11 protein-coding genes and 1 tRNA gene are annotated in these 16,118 nt (G+C 66.1%); all 12 read right to left on the bottom strand.

What is annotated here, in order from left to right; translation table 11 throughout:
* Positions 1-43: 43 nt before the first annotated feature.
* Complete coding sequence (locus tag ACSION_RS08450) at positions 44-1,306, bottom strand: CynX/NimT family MFS transporter (protein ID WP_435305615.1); 1,263 nt, start codon at positions 1,304-1,306, stop codon at positions 44-46.
* Between the two features lie 143 nt (positions 1,307-1,449).
* On the bottom strand, positions 1,450-3,558 hold the full coding sequence (pnp, locus tag ACSION_RS08445) for a polyribonucleotide nucleotidyltransferase (protein WP_435305614.1): 2,109 nt from the start codon (positions 3,556-3,558) through the stop codon (positions 1,450-1,452).
* A gap of 183 nt (positions 3,559-3,741) precedes the next feature.
* Positions 3,742-4,002: a 30S ribosomal protein S15 gene (gene rpsO, locus ACSION_RS08440; RefSeq protein WP_056881226.1), complete on the bottom strand. Its 261-nt coding sequence runs from the start codon at positions 4,000-4,002 to the stop codon at positions 3,742-3,744.
* 151 nt (positions 4,003-4,153) lie between these two features.
* Positions 4,154-5,104, bottom strand: a complete 951-nt coding sequence (truB, locus tag ACSION_RS08435) for a tRNA pseudouridine(55) synthase TruB (RefSeq protein ID WP_435305613.1) — start codon at positions 5,102-5,104, stop codon at positions 4,154-4,156.
* A gap of 120 nt (positions 5,105-5,224) precedes the next feature.
* The gene (rbfA, locus tag ACSION_RS08430) at positions 5,225-5,596 is read right to left on the bottom strand and encodes a 30S ribosome-binding factor RbfA (RefSeq protein ID WP_142124240.1); all 372 of its coding nucleotides are present in this window, start codon (positions 5,594-5,596) and stop codon (positions 5,225-5,227) included.
* Between the two features lie 2 nt (positions 5,597-5,598).
* On the bottom strand, positions 5,599-8,247 hold the full coding sequence (infB, locus tag ACSION_RS08425) for a translation initiation factor IF-2 (protein WP_435305612.1): 2,649 nt from the start codon (positions 8,245-8,247) through the stop codon (positions 5,599-5,601).
* Between the two features lie 92 nt (positions 8,248-8,339).
* Positions 8,340-9,851, bottom strand: coding sequence for a transcription termination factor NusA (gene nusA / locus ACSION_RS08420; protein WP_435305611.1), 1,512 nt, complete (start codon positions 9,849-9,851; stop codon positions 8,340-8,342).
* A gap of 3 nt (positions 9,852-9,854) precedes the next feature.
* On the bottom strand, positions 9,855-10,466 hold the full coding sequence (gene rimP, locus ACSION_RS08415; protein ID WP_435305610.1) for a ribosome maturation factor RimP: 612 nt from the start codon (positions 10,464-10,466) through the stop codon (positions 9,855-9,857).
* A 178-nt stretch (positions 10,467-10,644) separates the two neighbouring features.
* Positions 10,645-10,721, bottom strand: a tRNA-Met gene (locus ACSION_RS08410).
* 126 nt (positions 10,722-10,847) lie between these two features.
* Positions 10,848-12,311, bottom strand: coding sequence for an NADH-quinone oxidoreductase subunit NuoN (gene nuoN, locus ACSION_RS08405; protein WP_435305609.1), 1,464 nt, complete (start codon positions 12,309-12,311; stop codon positions 10,848-10,850).
* Between the two features lie 9 nt (positions 12,312-12,320).
* Complete coding sequence (locus tag ACSION_RS08400; protein WP_093490629.1) at positions 12,321-13,832, bottom strand: NADH-quinone oxidoreductase subunit M; 1,512 nt, start codon at positions 13,830-13,832, stop codon at positions 12,321-12,323.
* 58 nt (positions 13,833-13,890) lie between these two features.
* Positions 13,891-16,110, bottom strand: a complete 2,220-nt coding sequence (nuoL, locus tag ACSION_RS08395; RefSeq protein ID WP_435305608.1) for an NADH-quinone oxidoreductase subunit L — start codon at positions 16,108-16,110, stop codon at positions 13,891-13,893.
* Positions 16,111-16,118 lie beyond the last annotated feature (8 nt).

Here is a 16,118-nt window from a genome sequence, read left to right as displayed (position 1 = left end):
CCAAGACGATGGGTAACGCCTGCGATTCAAGCCAACTTGCGGGCTAGTGCCAGGTGTCTTCCAGATAGCGTGGCCGGCAGGCCAGGTAACCGCCGACCAGCAGCACGCCGACGCACGCGGCGAGGAACGCCATCGGAAGCGCCCAGCCATGGGTGTATTCGTGCAGCAGGCCGAACGCCAGCGGTCCCGCGCAGGACAAGGTGTAGCCCACGCCCTGCATGAAGCCCGACAGCGCGGCCGAACCCTCCGGCGTGCGCGTGCGCAGGTTGATCATCGTCAGCGACAGCGGGAAGGTGCTGGGGCCCAGGCCGAGCAGCGCCACCCACAACGCGGGGGCCGCTATCGGCGCCAGCAGCAGGCCGGAAAAAGCGGAAGCGTAAAAGCCGGCGCAGACCACGACCACGACGAAAGGATTGCGCATGCGGACCGCGATCAACGGCATGGTGAGCGACGCCACCAGTCCCAGCGTGGAGAACAGCGCCACCATCGTGCCGCCCAGTGCGGGCGTGCCGCCGGCTTCGACCAACAGCTTCGGCAGCCAGGTGAACATCGAATAGGTCACCAGCGAGGTCATGCCGAACATCAGTGCCATGCCCCAGGCCACGGGCGAACGCCACGCGCGACCGGCGGGGCGCGGGGCAGCGAGTTCGGGCGCCTCATCGTCGACGGTGACGGCGGCATCGTGCGCGCGTGCCAGGGGCGAGGCCTTGCTGCGTTCCTGCCACAGCACCAGGCACCACGGCACCGCCGACGCGGCGGCGAACACCGCCCACAGGCCCAGCGAGATGCGCCAGCCGGCGGCTTCCATCACCGGCACCGCGACCAGCGCGGGCAGGATGGTGCCGGCCTGCAGCACGGTGATGTACAGCGTGCTGACCGTGCCCACGCGATCGGCGAAGTAGCGCTTCACCAGCGGCGGCAACACGATGTTGCCGATGCCCATGCCGGCGAGCGCCGTCAGCGAGGCGGCCATCAACGCGGTGGTGTCGCCTGCCGCACTGCGCAGCAACAGACCCAGCATGGCCAGCAGCATCGCCAGCAACGCGGTCCGCTCCAGGCCGATGCGATGCGCGAGCGCCGGCGTCGCCACGCCGAACAACGCGAACGCGGCCGTTGGCAACATGCCGAATACGCCGGTCATGGTCGCGCCAAAACCGAACGTATCGCCCAGCGTGTCGAGCAACGGCGTCAGCGAGGTGACGGCCGTGCGCAGGTTGAACGCCGACAGCACGATGCCGAGCAATACCAGCCCGCGGCCGGACCAGAGCGCCGCCGGTGCGCCCGCGCGTGTGTTCGTCGAATCCATGGCCGCCATTATCGTCGACCGTGTGATCGCTTTCTTCGCGCGCATGGAGACGCTGTGTCCTGCGTGCCCGGTGTTTGGAAGAGGGACAAAGAAAAAGCGGGCCGAAGCCCGCTTTTCCGTATCGCGTCGCGATGTCGTGCGGCTTATTCGGCCGACACGCCCTCGCCTTCTTCCACGGCCTTGATCGACAGGCGGATGCGGCCCTGCTTGTCGACTTCCAGCACCTTGACCTTGACCACGTCGCCTTCCTTCAGCGCGTCGCTGACCTTCTCGACGCGATCGTTGGAGATCTGCGAGACGTGCACCAGGCCGTCCTTGCCCGGCAGGATGGTGACGAACGCACCGAAGTCCATGATCTTGGCGACTTTGCCTTCGTAGATGCGGCCCGGCTCGACGTCGGACGTGATCTGCTCGATGCGGGCCTTGGCGGCCTGGCCAGCAGCGCCATTCACCGAAGCGATGGTGATGGTGCCGTCGTCCTGGATGTCGATCTGGGTGCCGGTTTCCTTGGTGATGGCCTGGATCACCGAACCGCCCTTACCGATCACTTCGCGGATCTTGTCGGGGTGGATCTTGATGGTGATCAGACGCGGTGCGAACTCGCTCAGCTCCTGGCGCGGCGACGTCATCGCGTGGGCCATTTCGCCCAGGATGTGCAGTCGGCCGGCCTTCGCCTGCGTCAGCGCCTGCTTCATGATCTCTTCGGTGATGCCTTCGATCTTGATGTCCATCTGCAGCGCGGACACGCCGTTGGCGGTACCGGCGACCTTGAAGTCCATGTCGCCCAGGTGGTCTTCGTCACCCAGGATGTCGCTCAGCACGACGAAGTTGTCGCCTTCCTTCACCAGGCCCATCGCGATGCCCGCGACCGGTGCCTTGACCGGCACGCCGGCATCCATCAGCGCCAGCGAGCTGCCGCAAACCGAGGCCATCGAGGACGAACCGTTCGATTCGGTGATTTCCGACACCACGCGGATGGTGTACGGGAACTCTTCCATCGTCGGCATCACGGCGAGCACGCCGCGCTTGGCGAGGCGGCCATGGCCGATTTCGCGACGCTTCGGGCCCATCATGCGGCCGGCTTCGCCCACCGAGTACGGGGGGAAGTTGTAGTGGAACAGGAAGTGGTCCTTCCACTCGCCGCCGACGGCGTCGATGACCTGACCGTCGCGCGCGGTGCCCAGCGTGGTGACCACGATGGCCTGCGTTTCACCGCGGGTGAACAGCGCCGAGCCATGGGTACGCGGCAGCACGCCGACCTTCGAGGTGATCGGGCGGACGGTGTCCAGCGCGCGGCCGTCGATACGGACCTTGGTGGCCAGCACGGAACCACGCATGGTCTGGTATTCCAGCTCGCCGAATTCCTTCGACAGCGCGCCGGCGGCCCAGCCGTCGGCTTCGGCACGACCGGCCAGCTGCTGCAGGACGTCCTTCTTGATGGCCGAGATCGCGTCGCGGCGCTGCAGCTTGTCACGCACCTGGAAGGCGCTGTCGAGCTGGGTGCCCACGGCTTCCTTCAGCGCGGAGATCAGCGCTTCGTTCTTGGCGGGCGCGGTCCAGTCCCAGTTCTTCGTGCCGGCTTCGACCACCAGCTCGTTGATGATGTTGATGACCTTCTGCATTTCGCGGTGGCCGAACATCACGGCGCCCAGCATCACGTCTTCCGACAGCTCGGCGGCTTCGGATTCGACCATCAGCACGGCGTTGGAGGTACCGGCGACGACCAGCTCAAGCTTGGAGTCCTTCAGCTCGCTGACGGTCGGGTTCAGCACGTACTCGCCGTTGATGTAGCCGACCTTGGCGGCACCGATCGGGCCGTTGAACGGCGCGCCGGTCAGGGCGACGGCGGCGGACGCGCCGATCAGGGCCGGGATGTCGCCGTCGATTTCCGGGTTCAGCGACATCACCGTGGCGATGACCTGCACTTCATTGCGGAATTCTTCCGGGAACAGCGGACGCAGCGGGCGATCGATCAGGCGGGAGATCAGCGTCTCCTTCTCGGTCGCGCGACCTTCGCGCTTGAAGAAGCCACCCGGGATGCGGCCGCCGGCGTAGAACTTCTCCTGGTAGTCGACCGTCAGGGGGAAGAAGTCCTGGCCTTCACGGGCCGACTTCGCCGCCACGGCGGTGACCAGCAGCACGGTGTCGTCGAACTTGACGACGACGGCGCCGCCGGCCTGACGGGCGATTTCGCCGGTTTCCAGGGTGACCTGGTGCTTGCCGTACTGGAAGGTTTTGGTGATTTTTGCCACGGGGGTTCCTTGAGGTGCCTTGTGCGGGTTGGACCTCACGCGACCCTTGTCGCGTGCGGCTGGCCGGAAGCGTCCGGCCGGTGGTGCTGTGAGGGGCGGGCCCGGTGCGGCCAGCGGGTGCAGCGCATTCCGTTCCCTGAAATGCAAACCGCGGCGCATCTCTGCGCCGCGGTGGGGGGTATATCAGCGACGCAGACCCAACTTCTCGATCAAGGTCTTGTAGCGCTCGTTGTCTTTCTTCTTGAGGTAATCAAGCAGGCTGCGGCGGCGGTTGACCAGCTGCAGCAGGCCACGACGGCTGTGGTGGTCCTTCTTGTGGGTCTTGAAGTGGCCGCTGAGGTGCTCGATGCGGGCGGTCAGCAGGGCGACCTGGACTTCCGGGGAGCCGGTGTCGTTGGTGCCGCGGGCGTTCTCGGCAATCACTTTCTGGGTATCGACGGACATGGTTTCTCTCTGTTGGATGCGTGACCTGCAGGAACGCGGGCTGTCCTCCGCGCGCACCGCCTGGTTCGCCGTTGATGAAGCGGGGAAATGAAGACGGCCGGTGAAAACCGGCGGCGCATTGTACGCCGCGGGCGCCTTGTGGAACAAGGTTTTATTGGCCGCCGCGCACCGTGAGGGCGGCTTTGGCCGTCCAGGTGAACAGGCGCTGCGGCGACAGGACGCCGGCGGGATCGACGGTCGCCAGCCCCAGGACCCGCCCATCGGGCCCATGCACGGCGGCCGGGCCCTCGCAGGGGGGCTGCCCCGGCAGGCGCTGGCCCAGCCCCAGCCGACGGGCGCCTTCGGCGTCCACGTCGACCCGCGGGAACCCAGTCAGACCCGCCTCGATCGGCAGCAGGCAGGCGTCGAGCGCTGCTTCCCCGCCCTCCGCGGCCAGAGTCTGCAAGGCTTCCAGGGTGAACATGCGCGGCTCCCTGAACGGCTCCACCCAGAGGCGGCGCAACACGCCAACATGGGCGCCGCAGCCCAGCGTCTCACCCAGGTCGCGGACCAGGCTGCGCACATAGGTGCCCGAACCGCATTCCACCCGCAGCGACAAGCGTCCAGGTGCGATGTCCAGGATCTCGATGCCGTGGACCTCGACGTCGCGCTCGGGCGCTTCGATGACGTCGCCGCGACGGGCCTTGGTGTAGAGCGGCTCCCCACCCTGTTTCAGGGCCGAATAGATCGGGGCGCGCTGGCGGATGCGGCCGGTCAGCGGCGCCAGCGCGGCCTCGACGCTCGCGCGGTCCAGCAGCGGCACCGGGCGTTCGCGCAGCGGCGCACCGTCGGCGTCATCGGTATCGGTGGTGGTGCCCAGCACCGCGACGGTGTCGTAAGCCTTGCGGGAACCCAACAGCAAACCGGCGATCTTGGTCGCCTCGCCGAAGCACAGGGGCAGCAGGCCGGTCGCCAGCGGGTCCAGGCTGCCGGTATGCCCGCCCTTCTCCGCCCGGAACAGGCGCCGCGCGACCTGCAGGGCGGCGTTCGAACTCATGCCCTGGGGCTTGTCCAGCAGCAGCAGGCCATCCAGCGGACGGAATTTGAGCTTCGGCAGCGACATCGGAGCGCGCGCATTCCTTGGTGGGAGCAGGCTTCCTGGCCCGCATGGGGTCCATGCCCGCGATGCTGGTGCACCGACGCCGCCATGGCCACAGGCCAACGGAGAGCGTGGGCTACCGCCTTACGCGTTGTCGTCGTCGGCCGGCGGCGGCGGCAGGTCGCGCAGCAGGTTCTCGATGCGTTCGCCGCGATCGACGGAATCATCGTAGTGGAAATGCAGCTCCGGCACGTGGCGCATCTTCACGCGACGCGCCAGTTCCATGCGCAGGCCCCAGGCGAGTTCCTTCAGGCCCTTCACGGCCTCGACGGAACGCTCGGGCATCAACGCGGTAACGAACACCTTGGCGTGCGCCATGTCGCGGGTGACTTCGACGTCGGACACGCTGACCGACGGCAGGCCGTGCTCGCGCACGGCCTCGTGCACCAACGTACCCAGCTCCCGGCGGAGCTGGGCGGACACGCGGTCGGTGCGATGGAACGACTTGGTCGGCATGATCAGAGCGTGCGCTGCACTTCGATGCGCTCGAAGCACTCGATCTGGTCGCCCGGCTGGACGTCGTTGTAGGCCTTCACGCCGATACCGCACTCGGTGCCGTTACGCACTTCGTCGACGTTCTCCTTGAAGCGGCGCAGCGATTCCAGCTCGCCCTCGAACACCACGGTGCTGGCGCGCAGCACGCGGATCGGCTTGTTCCGCTTGACCACGCCTTCGACGACCATGCAGCCCGCGACCGCACCGAACTTGGAGCTGCGGAACACGTCGCGCACTTCGGCGATGCCGATGATCTCTTCGCGGATCTCCACGCCCAGCAGACCGGACGCCACCTGCTTCACCTGGTCGATCACGTCATAGATGATCGAGAAGTAGCGCAGGTCCACGCCGTTGGCTTCGATGATGCGACGCGCGGAGGCGTCGGCACGCACGTTGAAGCCGATGACCGTGGCCTTCGAGGTGACCGCGGAGTTGGCGTCGGACTCGGTGATGCCGCCCACGCCGGAGTGGATGATGTTGATGCGGATCGATTCGTTGGACAGCGCCGTCAGCGAGTGACGCAGCGCCTCCACCGAACCCTGCACGTCGGCCTTGATGATCAGGTTGAGGCTGAGCTGGCCTTCGCCCTTGCCCAGCTGCGCCATGATGTCTTCCATGCGGCTGCCGGCGGACTGCACCAGGCGCGACTCGCGGCGCTTGGTGTCGCGCTGCTGCGCCACGTCCTTGGCCAGGCGCTCGTCGCCGACGACGACGAAGTCGTCGCCCGCCTCCGGCACGCCGGAGAGACCCAGCACCTGCACCGGGATCGACGGACCCGCCGACGCCGGCTGGCCGCCGGTTTCATCGAACAGCGCACGCACGCGGCCGTACTGGATGCCGCAGACCAGGTAGTCGCCCTTCTTCAGAGTGCCCTGCTGCACCAGCACCGTCGCGACCGGGCCGCGGCCCTTGTCCAGCGAGGATTCGATGACCACGCCGCTGGCGCGGCCGTCTTCCACGGCCTTCAGTTCCAGCAGTTCGGCCTGGATCGAGATGGCGTCCAGCAGGTTGTCCACGCCCTGGCCCGTCTTGGCGGAGATTTCCACCATCTGGGTGTCGCCGCCGAAATCTTCGGCGACCACTTCCTCGGCCAGCAGCTCGTTCTTCACGCGCAGCGGGTCAGCGTCGGACTTGTCGATCTTGTTGACGGCCACGATCAGCGGCACCTTGGCCGCCTTCGCGTGCTGGATGGCTTCGCGGGTCTGCGGCATGACGCCGTCGTCCGCGGCCACGACCAGCACCACGATGTCGGTCAGCTTGGCGCCACGGGCACGCATCGCGGTGAACGCGGCGTGGCCCGGGGTATCCAGGAAGCTGATGACGCCCTTCGGCGTTTCCACGTGGTAGGCGCCGATGTGCTGGGTGATGCCGCCGGCTTCGCCGCTGGCGATCTTGGTGCGGCGGATGTAGTCCAGCAACGAGGTCTTGCCGTGGTCGACGTGGCCCATGATGGTGACCACCGGCGGACGCGCGACCTTCTCGCCCTGCTGCTCCTCGGAGTGCGCGAGCAGTTCGTTCTCGACGTCGTTGGCGTCGGCGTGCACAGCCTTGTGGCCGAGCTCTTCGGTGATCAGCGCAGCGGTGTCGTGATCGATGGACTGGGTGATGGTGGCCATCACGCCCATCTTGAACAACGCCTTCACCACGTCGCCGCCCTTCAGCGCGAGCTTCTGCGCGAGGTCGGCCACGGTAATCGTCTCGCCGATCGCCACTTCGCGCACGATCGGGGCGGTCGGGCGCTCGAAGCCGTGCGCACCGCCGCCACCGCGGCTCTGCTCATGGCGGCGCGGCGGCTTGGGCTTGCCGCGCGAAGCGCCGCGACGGGCACGATCGGCCGCGGACAGGTGCAACTGGCCGGCGAAACGGCTGGTGTTGTCGTCGTCCTCGACGCCGGCGACCATCGCGTGGGAACCACGGGTCTTGTGCTTGGCGGCGGCGGCATTGTTGCGGTCGTCGGTGCGCGGCGGATCCTTGCGCACGACCATCTTCGGTACGTGGTGGCCCGGGGTACTGGTCTTGGCCGGACGCGCGGTCTCATCGCCATCCACGGCCACGGCACCGGCCGCCAACGCGGCGGCCTCGGCATCGGCCTGCGCGCGCGCGGCATCGGCCTCGGCGCGGGCAGCGGCCTCTTCCTGGCGGCGGCGCTCGAGCTCTTCGGCGCGCTTGGCATCTTCCTGGGCCAAGCGCTGCTGTTCATCGAGGTTGCGCTGGCGGGATTCCTCCAGCTTGCGCAGGATCTCGGCGCGTTCCGGATCGGCCTCGTTCTGCCAGTTGGTGCTGGCGGATTCGGCGTCGGTCGGCTTCACGTAGGTGCGCTTCTGGCGCACTTCGACGTTGACGGTCGTCTTGCTGCGACCGGCGGCGACGGTCACTTCCTGGACCTTGCGGCGGGCCAGGGTGATCTTCTTGGGCGCGGCATCATCCGCGACGCTCTCGGCCTTGCCGTGCGAGCGCTTGAGGAAGCCGAGCAGCTTCACTTTTTCCATGCTGGTCACGACCTGGTCGGGACCACTGAAGCTCATGCCGGCCTCGGCCAGCTGCTCCAGCAGTTTTTCGACCGGCGTGTTGACCAGTTCGGCAAGCTTGCGGATGGTGGTTTGCTGCGACATTCGGATCCTAGGTTCTGTGTTGCGCCCCTCCAACCCAGAAGGGAACGCGGATTCTAAGCCCTGCGGGTGCCAGGGCGGTGTTCATCGCTGGCTCATGCGCCGCGTTCCAACCGGGCGATCTCCTCGGCGCGGGCGGCGAGGATGAGCGCGGCGGCGCGCGCGTCGTCCAGACCCTCGATACCGAACTCGACCACTTCATCGGCAGCCAGGTCGGACAGGTCCTCGCTGGTACGAACGCCGTGCGAAGCGAGCGCGAACGCGGTCTCTTCGTCCATGCCTTCCAGGGCCAGCAGGTCCTCGGCCGGGTGGTTCTCCTCCAGGCCCTCTTCCTCGGCCAGCGCCTCGTTCAGCAGCGCATCGCGGGCACGCGAACGCAGCTCTTCGACGATGTCCTCGTCGAAACCTTCCACGGCCAGCAGTTCGCCGACCGGCACGTACGCGATTTCCTCGACCGTGCTGAAACCCTCGGCGACCAGGATGGCGGCGATCTCGTCGTCCACTTCCAGCTTGTCCATGAACAGCTGGCGGGCGACGGCCTGCTCGGCCTCGCTCTTGGCCTGGACCTGGTCGGCGGTCATGACGTTGAGCTGCCAGCCGGTCAGGCGGCTGGCCAGGCGGACGTTCTGGCCGCCCTTGCCGATCGCCTGCGCTAGGCGGTCTTCCGCTACGGCCAGGTCCATCGAGTGCTTCTCTTCATCGACGATGATCGACTGCACTTCGGCCGGCGCCATCGCATTGATGACGAAGGTGGCCGGGTTGTCGTTCCACAACACGATGTCCACGCGCTCGCCGTTGAGCTCGTTGCTCACGGCCTGCACGCGCGAACCGCGCATGCCGATGCAGGCGCCGATCGGATCGGTGCGGGTGTCGTGCGCGAGCACGGCGATCTTGGCGCGGTCGCCCGGATCGCGCGCGCAGGCCTTGATCTCGACCAGGCCCTGGCCCACTTCCGGCACTTCCAGCTTGAACAGCTCGATCATGAATTCCGGGGCGGCGCGGCTGATGAACAGCTGCGGGCCACGCGGTTCGTAACGCACGTCGAACAGGTAGCCGCGGACGCGGTCGCCGGCGCGCAGCACGTCGCGCGGGATGCCCTTGTCCTTCGGGATGAAGGCCTCGGCGTTGCCGCCCAGGTCCACGTAGATGTTGCCGCGCTCGGCGCGCTTGACGACGCCGGTGACCAGCTCGCCCACGCGGTCCTTCCAGGCGTCGACCACCTGTGCGCGCTCGGCCTCGCGGACGCGCTGCACGATGACCTGCTTGGCGGCCTGCGCGGCAATGCGGCCGAAATCCGGGTTCTCGATCTTCTCTTCGATCCAGTCGCCCACTTCGGCGCCTTCGGCTTCGTCCTCGGCGTCCATCAGGCGGATCTGGCGATCCGGCGATTCCATCACCACGTCGTCGGCCACCACTTCCCAGCGGCGGAACGTCTCGTAGCTGCCGTCCTTGTGGTCGATGGTGACGCGCACCTGCACGTCCTGATCCAGGTAGCGCTTCTTGGCGGCGGACGCCAGGGCGGCTTCGATGGCATCGAAGATGACTTCGCGCGGCACGCCCTTCTCGTTGGCCACCGCGTCCACGACCAGCAACAATTCCTTACTCATTGATCACTCCGCGCGCGGCTTGCGGGCCGCCGGTTGGTTGGGTTTTTTCTTGGCTTTCTTGGCCGGCGCACGCTTGGCGTCGCCAGCCTTGGCGGGAGCCTTGCGGGCACCACCGGGTTTCTCGGGCGCCAGGCCCAGAGCCGCCCAGTCGGGAACCAGGCGACCCTTGTCGATGTTGTCGAAGGCGACTTTCAGCTCGGTGCCGTCGACGGTGAACACGATGTCGCCACCTTCGATGCGGCTGATCACGCCCTGCAGCCGGCGACGGCCATCCTGCGGGAGCTTCATGACCACCTTGGCCGAGTCGCCGACGAAGCGGACGTACTGGGCCAGGCTGAACAGCGGGCGGTCCACGCCGGGCGAGGACACTTCCAGCGTGTAATTGCCGGTGATCGGGTCTTCGACGTCCAGTTGCGCGGAAACCTCGCGGCTGACGGCTTCGCAGTCCTCGATGTTGACGTGGCGGGTGGCGCGCTCGGCTTCCTGCACGTCGATGTACAGGCGCAGCGTCGCGCCGCCGGGGGCCGGCAGGTACTCGATGCCGAGCAACTCGAGCCCCAGCGCCTGGACGGTCGGGGCGAGCAGTTCGACGATGTGGTTGGCCTTCTCGCTCACGTGGTCTGTGCCGTGGTGTCGTGGATGCGGATCGGATGACGCCAGAAACGACAAGGGGCCCTACGGGCCCCTTGTCCGATAACGCTGGATGTCGGTGCAACGACGGGAACATGCGTCGTTGCGTGCCCGAGTTGCCCGGACATCGAGTCGGCGACACCGACCGATGAACCGGAAAACTTGGTAGCGGGGGCAGGATTTGAACCTGCGACCTTCGGGTTATGAGCCCGACGAGCTGCCAGACTGCTCCACCCCGCAGCAGAAGCGAAATTATGATGAATACGGCGGTGCATTGCAAGCCTTGCCATGCACCAAATTGAAACAACGCGTTCATCGCGCGTCGCCGGTGGAACGCCACCGGCAGCAATCAAGGGCTTGCGCCCCTCAGCCGGCGAACGCCAGCTTGCACCACGCCATGATCGGGTTCCAGGCAATGCCCAAGGCCAGCAGGGCCAGCGCGTTGACGCCAAACACCAGCGGCACTACACGGTCCGCACGCGGCGGCGGCAACTCGCCCACGGGTTCGTCGAAGTACATCACCTTGATCACACGCAGGTAGTAGAACGCACCGATCACCGCGCACAGCACGCCCAGGATCGCCAGCCACAGGAAACCGCCATTCAGTGCGGCACCCAGCACCACCAGCTTCGCCCAGAAGCCCAGGAACGGCGGAATGCCTGCCAACGACGCCATCACGCAGAGCACCAGGCCGGCCTGCCAGGGGTTGCGGGCGTTCAGGCCCTTGAAATCATCGATCTTGTCGGCTTCGAAACCCTGGCGCGACAGCACGATGATGGCGCCGAAAGCGGCGGCCGACATGATGGCGTAGCTGATCGCGTAGAACAGGGCCGCCGAGTAGCCGACTTCGCCACCACCGGCGAAGCCGACGAGCAGGAAGCCCACGTGCGATACCGTGGAGTACGCCAGCATGCGCTTGAGGTTGGTCTGCGCGATGGCGATGACGTTGCCGATCACCAGCGATGCCGCGGCAAGGCCAGCGAGCAACCATTGCCACTGGGCGGCCGCGGGGCCCACGCCGTCCTGCAGCAGGCGGAACGCCATGCCGAAGGCCGCGAGCTTGGGCGCCGCGCTGATGAACAGCGTCACTGGCGTCGGTGCACCCTGGTAAACGTCAGGAAGCCACATATGGAACGGCGCCGCACCCAGCTTGAACGCCACGCCGGCCACCATGAACACCACGCCCGTAAGCAACAACAGGCGCTGGTCTCCGCCGCCGGCGAGCGCATCGCCCGTGGCCTGGAAGATCGCGGGCAGGTGCAGCGAAGCGGTGGCACCGTACACCAGCGACATGCCGTAGAGCAGCAGGCCCGATGCGAGCGAACCGAGGACGATGTACTTCATCGCCGCTTCGGTCGACAGCCCGTCGTCGCGGTTCAACGCGACCAGGGCGTAGGAGCAGAGCGCCAGCAGTTCCAGGCCCAGGTACATCATCACCAGGCTGCCCGCGGACACCATCATCATCATGCCGGCCGTGGCGAACATCACCAGCACGGGCGCTTCGCCCGGATACAGGTTGCGCTCGCGCAGGTAGGGCCAGCCGTAGACCAGCGACAGCGCGCTGACCGCGACGATCACGACCTTGCTGACATCGGCCAGGGTGTCGCGCACGAACATGCCGCTGAACACACTGCCCTGCCCGCCCACACCCGTGGCCAGCATCCACACCACGGCGACCATCACGGCCAGCGCCAGGGCGTGGGTGACCACGCGGCGGGAAGCATCCAGGAACAGGTCCAGCATCAGCAGCGCGAACGCGCCGGCGATGAGGGTCAACTCGGGCAGCAGCGGCTGCAGGTCGGCGGCGGAGATGGGCATCGGCGTCGTCATGGTTCTTCCTTACAGCTTGCTGTTGGCGAGCTGCATCGCCAGTTGCGCGATCGACGGCTCCATCAGGTCGGTCAGCGGCTTGGGGTATACGCCCAGCGCCAGCACGCACAGTGCGAAACCACCCAGCACCACCGCCTCGCGCAAGGAGACGTCCTTCAGTTCGGCCACGTGGGCATTGGCCACGTCGCCGAGGATCACGCGCTTCACCAGCCACAGCGTGTAAGCGGCGCCGATCACGAGCGTGGCGGCGGCGAAGAAGGCGATCAACGGGTGCTGCTGGAAGCTCGCCAGGATCACCATGAACTCGCCGACGAACCCGCTGGTACCCGGCAGACCCGAGTTGGCCATGCCGAACAGGATGAAGAATGCACCGAACCACGGCATCGTGTTGATGACGCCGCCGTAGTCTTTGATCATGCGCGTGTGCATGCGGTCGTACAGCACGCCCACGCAGGTGAACATCGCGCCCGAGATGAAACCGTGGCTGATCATCTGCACCATCGCGCCCTGCAGGCCCAGTCGCGCGCCGTCCAGGTTGCCGTAATCGCGCACCAGGGTGAACGCGATGAAAATGCCCAGGGTGACGAAGCCCATGTGCGAGACCGACGAATAAGCGATCAGCTTCTTCATGTCGTCCTGCACCAGCGCCACCAGGCCCACGTAGACCACCGCGATCAGCGACAGCACGATGACGAAAGTGGACCACTCGTGACCGGCATCCGGCACGATCGGCAGGCTGAAGCGCAGCAGGCCGTAACCGCCGATCTTCAGCGCGATCGCTGCCAGGATCACCGAGCCCGCGGTCGGCGCTTCCACGTGCGCATCGGGAAGCCACGTGTGCACCGGGAACATCGGGATCTTCACCGCGAACGCGATCAGGAAGGCAAAGAACAGCCAGGTCTGCTCCTTCGCGGACAGCGGCATCGCGTACAGGTCGGCCAGCTGGAAGCTGCCTCCCTTGACGTACAGGTACACCAAGCCGACCAGCATCAGCACCGAGCCGAGGAACGTGTACAGGAAGAACTTCAACGACGCGTAGATGCGGCGCGGACCGCCCCAGACACCGATGATGAGGAACATCGGGATCAGCATCGCCTCGAAGAACACGTAGAACAGCACCGCGTCGCTGGACGCGAAGATGCCGTTGGTCAGGCCTTCGAGGATCAGGAACGCAGCCACGTACTGGGCCACGCGCTTGTTCACCGAACCCCACGCACCCGCCAGCGTCAGCACGGTGATCAGCGTGTTGAGCAGCAACAGGGCGACGGCGATGCCGTCGGCACCCAGGTTGTAGTGGATGTCGAAACTCGGGATCCACGCGTGGCTTTCGACGAACTGCAGGCCCGGGTTGGCGTAGTCGAAGCCGCTCAGCAGGCCCAGGCTGAACACGAAGGTCAGCACCGCCACCGCGAAGCTCAGCCATCGGGCTGCGTTCGCGCGGGCATTGCCGAGCGCGAGCACCAGCGCGCCGCCCAGGATGGGCAGCCAGATCAGAACACTAAGCAGGGGCCAGTTCGACACGTTGTGATATCCGTTGAGTTCTTCGCCAGGACGTTCCGCGAGCGGCTACGTCAGGTCGTTACTGCCAAAACTTGATGACCGCGCCCAGCAGCAGGATCAGGCCGATGATCATCGCGAACGCATAGTGGTACAGGTAGCCGGACTGGGTCTTGCGCAGCAGCTGCGCTCCCAGGTCCACCAGCTTCGCCGTGCCGTTGACCGCCGCGCCGTCGATGACATGGCTGTCGATCGCACGCGAGGCCTGGCCCAGCTTCACGCCACCACCGGCGAAACCGTTGATCCACAGGTGGTCGGCCCAGTACTTCTTGTCCAGGATGTTGGTCAGGAAGGCGCCGACCGCACTGCTGCGGATCTTGCCGGGCAGCTCGGGCTTGAACAGGTACAGGAACGTCGCCAGTGCGAAGCCGCCCAGCGCCAGCCAGAACGGCGGCATCTGCATGCCGTGGATCGCGTACTTCACCGGGCCGTGCCAGAACTCGCCCTTCAATGCCGCCACCGTGTCCGAACTGGGGGTGATGAAATCGATCGCACCCAGGAAGAACGGGGTCGCCTCATGGTGGCCCGCCCAATCGGTACCGAACAGCATCGGACCGATGGTGAAGAAACCGATCACGATGGACGGAATCGCCAGCAGCACCAACGGCAAGGTGACCACCCACGGGGACTCGTGCGGCTCGTGCGCGCCGTGATGGCCATGTCCGTGATCGTCGTTGGCATGGTCGTCGTGCGCGTGATCGTCATGCGCATCGTGCCCGTGGGCATGATCGTCGTGCGCGTCGCGGAACCGTTCCTTGCCATGGAAAGTCAGGTAAAGCAGCCGGAAGCTGTAGAAGCTGGTGACGAACACGCCGAGCAGCACCGCCCAATAACCATAGTTGGCGATCCAGACGCTCGGGCCGTGCACGTCTTGCGGCGCCATCATGCCCATCTCCGCGATCTGCCCGCCGAACTCGTGCGCCACGTGCTGGTGGTGCTTGGCGGCCTCGATGATGGTGTCCTTCGAATAGAAACCCGAGAAGAACGGCGTACCGACCAGGGCGAGCGTGCCGATCAGGCTGGTGATCCAGGTGATGGGCATGTACTTGCGCAGGCCGCCCATCTTCCGCATGTCCTGCTCGTGGTGCATGCCGATGATGACCGAGCCGGCCGCCAGGAACAGCAGCGCCTTGAAGAAGGCGTGCGTCATCAGGTGGAACACGGCCGCCGAATAAGCCGACACGCCCAGCGCGACCGTCATGTAGCCCAACTGCGACAGCGTGGAATACGCCACCACGCGCTTGATGTCGTTCTGCACGATGCCGATCAAACCGGTGAACAGCGCCGTAGTCGCGCCGATGAACAGCACGAAATCCAACGCGGTCTGCGACAGCTCGAACAGCGGCGACATGCGCGCCACCATGAAGATGCCGGCGGTCACCATCGTCGCGGCGTGGATCAGCGCGGAGATCGGCGTCGGGCCTTCCATCGAATCCGGCAGCCACACGTGCAGCGGCACCTGGGCCGACTTGCCCATCGCACCGATGAACAGACAGATGCAGGTCAACGTGGCCATCGACCAGACGACCGGCTGGTCGAGGATCTGCGTGGTGTGGCCGAACATCGTGACCGCGCCGGACCAAACCGGGGCCACTTTGCCCGCCAACATGGGCGCATTGGCGAACACGGTGGCGTAGTCCAGCGTGCCGAACATCAGCAGCACGCAGCCGATGCCCAGCAGGAAACCGAAGTCACCGACACGGTTGACCAGGAACGCCTTCATGTTGGCGAAGATCGCCGTGGGACGCTTGAACCAGAAGCCGATCAGCAGGTAGGACACCAGGCCCACGGCTTCCCAGCCGAAGAACAGCTGAAGGAAGTTGTTGCTCATCACCAGCATCAGCATGCTGAAAGTGAACAGCGAGATGTAGCTGAAGAAGCGCTGGTAACCCGGATCCTCGGCCATGTAGCCGATCGTGTAGACGTGGACCAGCAGCGACACGAAGGTCACCACGACCATCATCATCGCGGTCAGTTTGTCGATCATGAAGCCGACATGGCCGGTGTAGTTGCCGACTTCGAAGAACGTGTACAGGTTCTCGTTGAACGGCGACGCGCCCTGCGCGACCAGCTGATATAGCACCCAGCAGGACAGCGCGCAGCTGACCGCCACACCCAGGATGGTGGCCGTGTGCGCGCCCGCGCGACCGACCAGCCGACCGAACAGGCCAGCGATGATCGAGCCCAGCAGCGGCGCCAGCACGATGGCCAGCAGCACGTTCTTGGAGAGGAGGACTTCCATACCGGTCA

It is taken from the genome of Pseudoxanthomonas sp. LjRoot125, assembly GCF_964252705.1.
GTDB lineage: Bacteria > Pseudomonadota > Gammaproteobacteria > Xanthomonadales > Xanthomonadaceae > Pseudoxanthomonas_A.
The sequence above is the reverse complement of the archived record's forward strand: the minus strand, read 5'-3'. Positions and strand labels throughout refer to the sequence as shown.

Coding starts and splice junctions, on each gene's coding strand:
- ACSION_RS08450 (WP_435305615.1), bottom strand. CDS start 1,306: ATGGATTCGACGAACACACGCGCGGGCGCACCGGCGGCGCTCTGGTCC.
- rpsO (WP_056881226.1), bottom strand. CDS start 4,002: ATGTCCGTCGATACCCAGAAAGTGATTGCCGAGAACGCCCGCGGCACC.
- truB (WP_435305613.1), bottom strand. CDS start 5,104: ATGTCGCTGCCGAAGCTCAAATTCCGTCCGCTGGATGGCCTGCTGCTG.
- rbfA (WP_142124240.1), bottom strand. CDS start 5,596: ATGCCGACCAAGTCGTTCCATCGCACCGACCGCGTGTCCGCCCAGCTC.
- infB (WP_435305612.1), bottom strand. CDS start 8,247: ATGTCGCAGCAAACCACCATCCGCAAGCTTGCCGAACTGGTCAACACG.
- nusA (WP_435305611.1), bottom strand. CDS start 9,851: ATGAGTAAGGAATTGTTGCTGGTCGTGGACGCGGTGGCCAACGAGAAG.
- nuoN (WP_435305609.1), bottom strand. CDS start 12,311: ATGACGACGCCGATGCCCATCTCCGCCGCCGACCTGCAGCCGCTGCTG.
- nuoL (WP_435305608.1), bottom strand. CDS start 16,110: ATGGAAGTCCTCCTCTCCAAGAACGTGCTGCTGGCCATCGTGCTGGCG.